At 59.8% G+C, this 870-nt stretch carries 1 protein-coding gene; it reads left to right on the forward strand.

The features are described from left to right. Positions 1-188 precede the first annotated feature (188 nt). Complete coding sequence (locus AB4Y42_RS44075; protein ID WP_368697872.1) at positions 189-818, forward strand: tyrosine-type recombinase/integrase; 630 nt, start codon at positions 189-191, stop codon at positions 816-818. Positions 819-870: the final 52 nt, after the last annotated feature.

Consider the following 870-nt stretch of genomic DNA (forward strand, 5'->3'; position numbering starts at 1 on the left):
CTGCAAAAGTGGCAGGCGCCGAACAAACCTCAAGAGCAACCGCCGGCCGACGTGATCGCGTGAATGTCCGTTGACGTTTAAAACCCGCCGTCGAGGCGGCGCTGGGTCGAACGGCGGGAGTGGGTCGTTGAGCGTCCGGCGGCCGGCGCGCACACTGGGTCTCCCTTCAACGTTGGAAGGAGGTCGCCATGGAGACCGAGAAACGCGCCGCTGGCATCAGAGTGCCGTGGAACAAGGGCAAGCTTACCGGACAGAAACCGCCTTTGAAGCTTCCGGAAATCTGGGCTATTCGCACAAGACTGCAGATGTCTTCGAACATCCGCGAACTGGCAATGTTCAATCTTGCGATTGATAGCAAGCTTCGGGCGTGCGACCTGACGCGGCTGCTCGTGCAAGAGATCTGCCAGGGTAGCCACGTCGGATCACGAGCCATGGTCATGCAGCAGAAGACGCAACGACCGGTTCAGTTCGAGATCACGGAACAGACCCGCCAGAGCATCGAAGCCTGGATAAGGGCACGGAGACTGCAACCCGCCGACTATCTGTTTCCAAGTCGGCTGCACGCGTCGCCGCATATCTCGACGCGGCAATATGCTCGCTTGGTCCACCGCTGGATCGGCTCGATCGGACTCGACGATACGGCGTACGGCACGCACACCATGCGTCGCACGAAGGCATCATTGATTTACCGGCGGACGAAGAACCTTCGGGCGGTGCAGTTGTTGCTCGGCCACACCAAGCTTGACTATGTCCCGCCCCGAACTATGTCCCGCCCCGAACTATGTCCAGCTCAGATCGAAGGTCCTCGCTTTTCGTGAAGATGCCACCTCGGTGCTAGACATTGGCATGCTTCCTTGCAGGCACTCTCGC

It is taken from the genome of Paraburkholderia sp. EG286B (genome assembly GCF_040965655.1).
GTDB lineage: Bacteria > Pseudomonadota > Gammaproteobacteria > Burkholderiales > Burkholderiaceae > Paraburkholderia.

Bases quoted from the DNA above. Each gene is read 5' to 3' on its own strand.
- AB4Y42_RS44075 (WP_368697872.1), top strand. From the start codon at position 189: ATGGAGACCGAGAAACGCGCCGCTGGCATCAGAGTGCCGTGGAACAAG.